At 68.0% G+C, this 8,079-nt stretch carries 10 protein-coding genes; 1 reads left to right on the forward strand and 9 read right to left on the reverse strand.

Going from position 1 to position 8,079, the window contains the following annotated elements; translation table 11 throughout:
* The coding region (locus tag AB1634_17780; protein ID MEW6221365.1) for an MFS transporter at positions 1 to 724 on the forward strand (724 nt) is incomplete at its 5' end.
* Positions 725 to 791: 67 nt separating this feature from the next.
* On the opposite strand, the gene AB1634_17785 is transcribed toward AB1634_17780, so the two are convergent.
* From AB1634_17785 to AB1634_17825, 9 genes are all read right to left on the reverse strand, one after another.
* Positions 792 to 1,832, reverse strand: coding sequence for a flagellar hook-length control protein FliK (locus AB1634_17785; protein MEW6221366.1), 1,041 nt, complete (start codon positions 1,830 to 1,832; stop codon positions 792 to 794).
* Between the two features lie 31 nt (positions 1,833 to 1,863).
* Positions 1,864 to 3,693 carry a response regulator gene (locus AB1634_17790; protein ID MEW6221367.1) on the reverse strand — a complete coding sequence of 610 codons (1,830 nt, stop codon included), beginning with the start codon at positions 3,691 to 3,693 and terminating at the stop codon, positions 1,864 to 1,866.
* Between the two features lie 178 nt (positions 3,694 to 3,871).
* Positions 3,872 to 4,045 carry a hypothetical protein gene (locus AB1634_17795; protein MEW6221368.1) on the reverse strand — a complete coding sequence of 58 codons (174 nt, stop codon included), beginning with the start codon at positions 4,043 to 4,045 and terminating at the stop codon, positions 3,872 to 3,874.
* A 41-nt stretch (positions 4,046 to 4,086) separates the two neighbouring features.
* The gene (locus tag AB1634_17800) at positions 4,087 to 4,401 is read right to left on the reverse strand and encodes a hypothetical protein (protein ID MEW6221369.1); all 315 of its coding nucleotides are present in this window, start codon (positions 4,399 to 4,401) and stop codon (positions 4,087 to 4,089) included.
* Positions 4,402 to 4,411: 10 nt separating this feature from the next.
* Positions 4,412 to 4,723, reverse strand: a complete 312-nt coding sequence (locus tag AB1634_17805) for a peroxiredoxin (protein MEW6221370.1) — start codon at positions 4,721 to 4,723, stop codon at positions 4,412 to 4,414.
* 67 nt (positions 4,724 to 4,790) lie between these two features.
* Positions 4,791 to 5,033 carry a sulfurtransferase TusA family protein gene (locus AB1634_17810; GenBank protein ID MEW6221371.1) on the reverse strand — a complete coding sequence of 81 codons (243 nt, stop codon included), beginning with the start codon at positions 5,031 to 5,033 and terminating at the stop codon, positions 4,791 to 4,793.
* Between the two features lie 136 nt (positions 5,034 to 5,169).
* Positions 5,170 to 5,502: a hypothetical protein gene (locus AB1634_17815; protein MEW6221372.1), complete on the reverse strand. Its 333-nt coding sequence runs from the start codon at positions 5,500 to 5,502 to the stop codon at positions 5,170 to 5,172.
* On the reverse strand, positions 5,483 to 7,867 hold the full coding sequence (gene gspD / locus AB1634_17820; GenBank protein ID MEW6221373.1) for a type II secretion system secretin GspD: 2,385 nt from the start codon (positions 7,865 to 7,867) through the stop codon (positions 5,483 to 5,485). The genes AB1634_17815 and gspD overlap by 20 nt, the downstream gene beginning before the upstream one ends.
* The coding region (locus AB1634_17825) for a hypothetical protein (GenBank protein ID MEW6221374.1) at positions 7,864 to 8,079 on the reverse strand (216 nt) is incomplete at its 5' end. The genes AB1634_17825 and gspD, both read right to left, overlap by 4 nt.

Genomic DNA, 8,079 nt, shown 5'->3' on the forward strand with positions numbered 1-8,079 from the left:
CCTGGGCCTGCTGGCTCTGGCCGCCTTTGGCCTGTTCGTCGCCGTGGAGCGCCGGGTGACCGGGCCGCTCCTGCCCCTGGTGCTCTTCTCCCGGCGCTACTACAGCATGGCCGTGGCCTCGGCCGTGATCTCCTTTGTCGTGCTCTTTTCGGTCTTTCTTCTCACCCCGTTCTACCTGCAGCGGGTGCTGGGCCTGTCTGCCTCCCGCACCGGGCTGGTGATGATGACCGTGCCGGTTGTGGCCATGCTGGTGGCGCCGTCGGCGGGCTGGCTGTCCGACCGCATCGGCTCCCGGCATCTGGCCACCGGCGGTCTCCTGCTGAGCGTCATCGGCCTGGCTGGCCTGGCCCGACTGTCCCTGGCCGGCGGCGTCTGGGGCGTCGTCTGGGGCCTGGCCTTCCTGGGTGCCGGCCAGGCCATGTTCCTGTCCCCCAACAGCGCCTCGGTGATCACCCGCATCGAGCCCCGGTACGTGGGGATCTCCGCCGGCCTCCTGGCCACGGCCCGCAACATGGGCATGGCCCTGGGCGTGGCCTCCTCCGGCGCCGCCTTCGCCATCCTGTTCGCCAGGGCCACCGGCGGCCTGGATCTGCGGGACTACATCCCTTCCCATGCCGCGGCCTTCCTGGCCGCCATGCACGGTACCTACCTGGTCATCATCCTGGTTGGCCTTGTGGGGGTCTACCTTTCCTGGCAACGGGGCGAGGATCGGGGGCGCTCCTGACCGCCCGGTGCTCCATCCATTGCCCGTGGTGCGGGCGCGAAGCTGCGGCAATGGCGTGCCGCCCCGCTCAGACCGTGACGTCCACCAGGCCGGTGCCGGGGGCGCCGCTGGCCCGGTGCAGGGCGGCCAGGATCGCGGCCAGGGGGGCGCGATCGCTCTGGAGGGCGGCCAGGCGCACCGGTGCAAAGCCGAGGCTGGCCAGGGTCTTCTCCAGGGCGGGCAGGGATTGCGCCAGGTGCTGGCGGGCGGCCTCGTCGCTCAAGGTGAAGACGCCGTCCAGGGTCTGGCCCTGGAGCGTGACCTTGAGGCCCACGTCGCCCAGGCGGCTCATGGCCAGCTGGAAAAGGAGACAGGAGACGCCCGGCCGGCCGGCCTGGCCTGCCGCCTGGCCGCTGGTCATGAGCCAGGTGCCCCAGCCGGCGCCGCCGGCAAACCAGAACGGCAGGGCCAGCACCGGTGCCGGGGTGTCGGTGGCCGGCCGGTCGTTGGCGGTGGTCAGGGCGGCCATGAGGTCCCGCAGATCCTCCAGGCCGGCCAAGGGGAGGGGCAGGGGGCCGGCGGCCCGCAGGCTGATCCCCTCGGTCAGCCGGTCCAAAAGCCCTGCGCCGCCGGTCTCCGGGCCCGGGGTCCGTCCCTGGAGGCCGGCCAGGAGGCGCAACAGGGCCTGGGGCCGCGCCACGCTGTCGGCGGCCAGGGCGGCCAGATCCCGGCGCAGAGCCGCAAGCGGCGCCGGCAGGTCGGTGCCCTCGTCCAGGAGGGTGGTCAGGATCCGACCGATGGCCGGTGCGCTGGCAGCGAGCTGGCGGCCCAGATCGGCCAGGGCCTCCTCCCGGAGGACCGGCGACAGGACCACCGCCGGCTCGGCCTGGCGCACCAGCAGCCACAGGCTGCGGCCAGCGGGCAGGGTGAGATCGGTTTCGGCCATGAGCTCTTGGCCGTTGATCTCGAGCAGGAGACCGCCGCCGGCGGCCGGGCCCAGGATCCGGGCCGCCACCAGCTGGCCGGGGCGGAAGGGGCTGTCTTGACCAGGAGGAGCAGAGGGACGGCCCGCGGTGGGCTGAAGATCGGCAAGGGTCAGGCCGGCACCGGCGGGAGCGACGATACGCACGGCAGGTCAGGGCGCGGCCCCGGAGCCCGGGTCAGGCCGGGGGCAGGTTGATCCGCACCCGGGTGCCCCGGGGGGCCATGGGGCCGATGGTGAAGCTGCCCCGGTGGTTGGAGACGATCCGCTCCACCACGGCCAGGCCCATGCCCGTGCCGTACATCTTGGTGGTGAAGAAGGGCTCCTTCACCCGGGCCAGGTGGGCATCGGCGATGCCAAGACCGGTATCCTCGATCTCGATGTGGATCCAGCCATCGTCGCCGATCCTGCTGCGGGCCGTGAGGGTGCCGCCCTCGGGCATGGCCTCGGCGGCGTTGCGGGCGATCTGCAGCACCGCCTGCTTCATGTAGACCGGATCCACCAGGAGCACCGGGTCCGGCTCCACCAGCTCCAGGGCCACGGTGATCTCCTGGCGGGTCAGCGTCGGCTGCAGGAGCAGGATGGTCTTGCGGATCAGGGTGTTGAGGGGGGTGGGCTCGGGGTTGATCTCCGGCAGCTCCACGAAATCGAAGATCTCCTCCAGGGTGGTCTCCAGCCGTTCCGACTCCTTGACGATCACCCGGGCATACCGGCCCCAGACCTCGTTGTCGCCAGTGGTCTTGAGCATCCGCCGGGCCATTCCCCCCAGGGAGGCAATGGGGTTGCGGATGGCGTGCACCAGCTGGGCGGCCACCTGGCCCAGGGCGGCATGGCGCTCGGCCTTGACCAGAAGATCCTTGTTCTTCTCCAGCTCCTGGGTCAGGTCCTGCAGCTCCTGGATGCGCCGTCCCTGCTCGGCATAGAGCTGGGCCTGGTCGATGGCCAGGCTGGCCTGGCTGGCGATGATCGCCAGGTCGGCGACGTTCTCGTCGCTCACCGGCCGGCGGGTGACGAAGTTGTCGGCGATGATCACCCCGTGCGCCCGGCTGGGGGAGAACAGGGGCACCACCACAAAGGAGTCGTGCCCCAGGAGCCCGATGAGATCGGCCGGCACCGGGCCGTTGCCCTGGCCCTGCACAATGTTGAAGCTCCGGCGCTCCCGGGCGGCCCGGATGAGGATATGGTCGCTGCTGGCGACCGGGACCGCCAGCTGGCGGATAACCCGGTTGACCGCCGAGTCGTCCTGGCGGCAGGCGGCCAAGTCCCGGATGATGTCCATCAGGCCCAGCCGCTGCTGCTTGATGTCGTCCCAGATGCGGCCCGCCTCCTCCCGGCAGGAGGGGCCGATGGCCATCCGGCCCCGGAGCACGGTGTCGTCCTGGTCGAACAGGGCCAGGAAGGCCCGGTTGAACCCCAGGCCCTCCTCGGCGGTGATGCCCACCAGGACCGCCCGCAGGATCTCGTCCAGCTCCACGGTGGACAGATAGACCGTGTTCATCCGGTTGGAGAGCTGGTGGAGGAGCCCGGTGCGGAAGCTGGTGCGCTCCAGCTGCTCCTGGTAGCGGCGGTTGTCGATGACGAGCCGCCGCTTCTCCAGGGCCCGCTTCACCACCAGGAGGATCTCGTGGAACTGCACCGGCTTGGACAGGTAGTCGTCGGCGCCCTTGCGGATGCACTCCAGGGCCACGTGCAGGTCCACCACCCCGGTCAGCATGATGATGGCCAGGTCCTGGTAGCGGCCGACGATCCGGGGCAGAAGGGACAGGCCGTCGGTATCCGGCAGCCCGATGTCGAGGATGACCAGCGCAGCCCGCCGCTGGTCGAGGATCTCCAGGAGGCCAGCCGCCGAGGCGGCACTCAGTACCGGGAAGCCCTGGTTGCCCAGGTAGAGGGCCAACGGCTCCCGGATCGCCGCGTCATCGTCCACCAGGACGACGACCTCGTCCGGGCCCATGAGCTTGTCCGGGGCCAGGGAGAATGTTTCGGAGGGGGGAGGAATGATTTCCATAGGGCATGGGCGGCGGGCGGCAAGACCCTGCTGCTGGCAGTCTAAGAACCGTTCGCGGACCCTGTCAAGGGAAATGCAGGGCCGATCGGCTGCCGCCGGGGGCCGGGCAGAGCCCAACAAAAAAGGCCTCCCCAGGGAGGCCTTTCTCGATAAGCTCTTCACCGGCGCCGGCCTGCCATCACCACCAGCAGATGGCCTTGTCGGCATCCATCACCATGTCCACCAGCCGATCGTAATCCGGGGCGTCCACGGCGAGGTCAAAGGATTCGGCGGTATGACCCTCGGAGACGATGGCAGCAAGCTTTTGCACCACCTCATCGGGTTGCGAGCGGTAGACGTGCAGGATCTTCATGGGCATCACTCCTCGCTGGAGGCTCTATCTTGAGGCCAGGGTCAGGACTGGTTGTTGACGCCGTACGGGACGATGACGTCCATCTCCCGGAGCTTGGCGCCCAGCTCTTCCAGGCTGACCAGGGTCAGGCCATTGATCTCGGCGTTGGCGGCCACGTCGGTGAACATGTCCCCTTCCATGTCCCGGATCCATTCCAGGTTTTCCTTGTTGTAGTCGTCGAAGGGGGCGAGCTGGTTGCCGACGACCGCGCCGAAGGAGTAGTGGTTGGCGACGGACAGGCCGAGGGTGGAGCGCATCCCGTCCAGCGTGTCCCGCTCGTCGCTGCTCTTCTTGAACAGGAAACAGACTTTGGCCATGAGGTCCTCCCTACAGGGTGAGATAGCGGTCGCAGCCTTCGATGATGTAGCCGTGCTGGGCCTGGGTGGACATCTGCTTTTCCGTGAGGCCCTCCGGGGGTACGCTCTTGTCGTAGCCCATCTTGCCGTAGCTGTCGGCACAGATGGCCACCTCGGCCATGGCGCACAGGGCCGGGAAGTCCGGGTGCCTGGCCAGCCTGGTTCCCTTCCAGGTGAAGAAGATCTTCACCTTCGAGCCTTTCGCCGTGGCCGCCTTGACGATGCCCATGATGTGGGGCATGTTGCCGTCGTCTGTCACGAAGATGCCAAGACTCTTTGCCATGCTTTCCTCCGTCGTCTGGGGGGAAGGCCCGCCGGCAGGCACGCGGATGCCCTTCCCGGGGGGCGATCTACCGTTTGCGGATGTAGAACCGGAACACCCCCGCCTCTTCCCGAGCCCCCAGATAGGTGTGGCCTGCACGCTCACACCAGCCGGGGAGGTCGTTCTTGCTGCCGGGGTCGGTGCCCAGGACCTCCAGAACCTGGCCTGATTCCAGGCGGTCCATGGCCTTCTTGGTCTTGAGCAGGGGCATCGGGCAGCTCAGGCCCTTGGCGTCCAGGGTGAGATTGGCTTTGACATCGTCGAGATCCATGGCGCATCCCCCCTTGCCGCCTGCCCTGGTGCGGCCAGACAGCAGACGGCGGTCTCCGCCGGCCGGCCTCTGGGACCAGGATTGTTTACTCTTGTGCTAGTCATTTGTCAAGTAGGGTTTTCGGCGACCCCGGCGGTCAGCTGCGCAGGTCCAGGTCCGCCACCAGCCGGTCGGCGAAGCGCAGCAGGAAGTCCCGCTGGGCCGGTGTGGCGTGGGCCATACACGGGCAGTGCAGGCGGTGGCCGGTGCGGACCAGGAGCTCGAAGCGCAAGGCGTCGGCGGTGAGCTCTATGGCCAGGTGGAAGGGCGCGCACTCCGGATGGCTTCTCTGGGCCGGGGCCAGGAGGTCGTCCGGCAGGGTCAGCCAGAAGAGGCCCTCGATGGCCGCCGGTTGGGCATGCTGGGCCAGATAGCCCTGGATGGCCTGCCGCTCGGCGGGCCGCAGCTCGTCAAGGACCAGTTGGCGCATCGGCCGTCTCCTGGCTGGCACTGCCGTTGCCCCGCCGCAGCTCCTGGCGCAGGGTCTGCACCTGGTCGTGGAAGGCGTTGGCGTACTGCTCCAGCACGTTTTCGGACGAGATGACATGCGGGGTGATCATCACCAGAAGCTCGGTGTGGTTGACCGCCTCGGTCCGGTATTTGAACAGCCAGCCGAACAGCGGCGCGTCCTTGAGGATAGGGATGCCGGTTTCGGTCACGTTTTTGTCCCGGCCGATCAGGCCGCCGATGAGGATGCTCTGGCCATCCCGCATGGCCAGCTGGGTTTCCAGCTCCCGCTTGTCGATCACCGGCGAGGTGATGCCGCTGATGGTGGTCTTGGACAGGCTGCTCACCTGCTGCGACACCTCCAAAATGATGATGCCGTTGGCATTGATCTTGGGGGTCACCTCCAGGATGACGCCGGTGTCCCGGTACTGGATGCTGCGGTTGAGGGAGTTGGGGACCTCGCCGGTGGTGCTGTCCACAATCTCGCCGGTGACCACCGGCACCTCGGAGCCGACGTTGACCCGGGCGGTCTCGTTGTTCAGGACCAGCACCTGGGGCGAGGAGAGGATATCGACATCGGTCTGGCCGGCGATGAGGCGCAAGAGGCCCATGACCTTGTCGTTGTCGGACAGGAACCGGTACATGAGGCCGGCCTGGCCGCTGTCTGCCCCTGGTGACGCCAGATCGGCGTGGTCGAGCTGCAGCCAGTTGCCCTTGCCGTCGGCATGCTCCTTGAGGAACCACTCCAGGCCCAGCTGCCACTCGTCGCCCAGCTTGACCTCCGCCACCAGCACCTCCACCAGCACCTGGCTGGGCAGGTTGTCCAGCCGTTGGATGAGCTTCAGGAGTCTCGGATAGTCGCTGGGCTGCGAGCGGATGATGATGATGTTGCGGTCGTCATCGGCGATGAGGGTCGGCACACCGGCGAGACCCAGGGGCGGCTTGTCGGCGCGGGGGGTGAAGGTGGTGGTGCCGCCGCGGCTGCCGCCGGTGGTGGTGCCGGTGCGGCTGCTGCGGCTGCCCAGGGTGGAGTCCTGGCCGTCGCCGGTCATGCGGCCGCTGCGGGAGGAGGACAGGCCAGAGGAGGTCCGGCTGCTGCGGGAGGACAGGCTCTGGCCCTGGGCACGGGTGCTGCTCCGGCCGCTGCCCGCCTCGCCCAGCTCGCTCCGGGAGCTGCGGCTGCTGCCGGTGCGGCGGCTGCTGCCGGTGCCGCTCCCGGTCCCGGAGGTGGAGGTGCCGGCGCCGTCCTCTTCCAGGATCGAGCTGACCAGCTCCGCCAGGTCCGAGGCCACGGAGTTGCGCACCTGGTACATGTAGACGTCGTCCCGGCCTTCGGAGGGGATGGCGTCCAGCTCCTTGATCCAGCCCTCCACGTTGCCGATCAGGTATTCGTGGCGGCTGACCAGGAGCAGGGAGGAGACCCGCTCCAGGGGGATGACCGAGATCCCCTCCACATCCTTGCCGGCCAGGTTCATGGCAGCCAGGATCTCGTCGATCTCGTCCTTGAGATCAAAAAGCGGCGCCTTGTCCACCCGCACCATCCGGACCTTGAGGCCGGACAAGGGCGAGATGTCCATCATGGACAGGATCTTCAGGGCGTCGACGACATTGCTTTCGAAGTCGCTGATGATGAGGGTGTGCTGGTTGGGCACCTCGACGATGGAGCCCCGCTCCGAGATGTGGGGCTCCAGGAGCTTCACCGCCTCGGCCGGCACCAGATAGGACACCGGCACGATCTGCACCACCATGCGCGGCGAATCGGTCAGGGTGCCGATCTGGTCCGGGCTCTGGATGGTGCGGGACTGGGGCTTTTGCACCGCGAATATATAGTAGTAGGCGCCTTCGTTGCGGATATCGAGGCCGTTGGTATTGAGGATCTTCTTGAAGACGAAGAAGAGCTGGCTGGACGGGATCTTCTTCGCTGAGCGGACGTTGACCACGCCCTTGACCGCCGGGTCGATGATGTAGTTGAAATCCAGGAACCCGGCCATGGCCTGGATGAACTCGTAGATATCGGTGTTGTCGAGGTTGAGGAGAACGCCCTCCTCCTGCTCCACCTCGGTGGTGACCTTCGGCAGCCGCTCCGGCGTCTTGACGTCCAGGCCCTTCAGAAAGGGATTGTCCTCGCCGCTGGCCACGGTCAGGGCCTTGGTCTTGGGGCCGGGGGTCTCGGCGGGCGCCGTCTCGGCGGCGGCCACCACCGGTGACTCCTCCTTGGCGCGGACAATCTGCTCGGAGATGCCGGTGATGTCCACCCAGCGCTGCCGGTCCTGACTGGTCATGGACTCGCAGCCCGCCAGGGCGGTCACGAGCAGGAGAAGGATCGCAAGGGGCGTGCCGCGTTTCATTGTCCACCTTGGCTGTCAAGGGTGCCTTGCAGGGCGTTGCGGAGGATCTCCTCCAGGTCCCGGGCCGGATCGTCGCTCTCCGGCAGGTTCTTCAGGAGGTCTTCCACGTCCGGTGGCACGGCCTCTTCCGGCCCCGGCTGCTCCGGTGCTGGCTGCCGGAGGATCCGCTCAAAGGGATTGTCCGCCGGGCGTTGCGGTGCCTGGGGCGGCGG

The organism is Thermodesulfobacteriota bacterium, from assembly GCA_040755095.1.
Classification (GTDB): Bacteria; Desulfobacterota; Desulfobulbia; order Desulfobulbales; family JBFMBH01; genus JBFMBH01.

Excerpts from the sequence above, each read along its gene's own strand:
- gspD (MEW6221373.1), bottom strand. The coding sequence starts at position 7,867 with ATGAAACGCGGCACGCCCCTTGCGATCCTTCTCCTGCTCGTGACCGCC.
- AB1634_17815 (MEW6221372.1), bottom strand. The coding sequence starts at position 5,502 with ATGCGCCAACTGGTCCTTGACGAGCTGCGGCCCGCCGAGCGGCAGGCC.
- AB1634_17795 (MEW6221368.1), bottom strand. The coding sequence starts at position 4,045 with ATGAAGATCCTGCACGTCTACCGCTCGCAACCCGATGAGGTGGTGCAA.
- AB1634_17810 (MEW6221371.1), bottom strand. The coding sequence starts at position 5,033 with ATGGATCTCGACGATGTCAAAGCCAATCTCACCCTGGACGCCAAGGGC.
- AB1634_17790 (MEW6221367.1), bottom strand. The coding sequence starts at position 3,693 with ATGGAAATCATTCCTCCCCCCTCCGAAACATTCTCCCTGGCCCCGGAC.
- AB1634_17800 (MEW6221369.1), bottom strand. The coding sequence starts at position 4,401 with ATGGCCAAAGTCTGTTTCCTGTTCAAGAAGAGCAGCGACGAGCGGGAC.
- AB1634_17805 (MEW6221370.1), bottom strand. The coding sequence starts at position 4,723 with ATGGCAAAGAGTCTTGGCATCTTCGTGACAGACGACGGCAACATGCCC.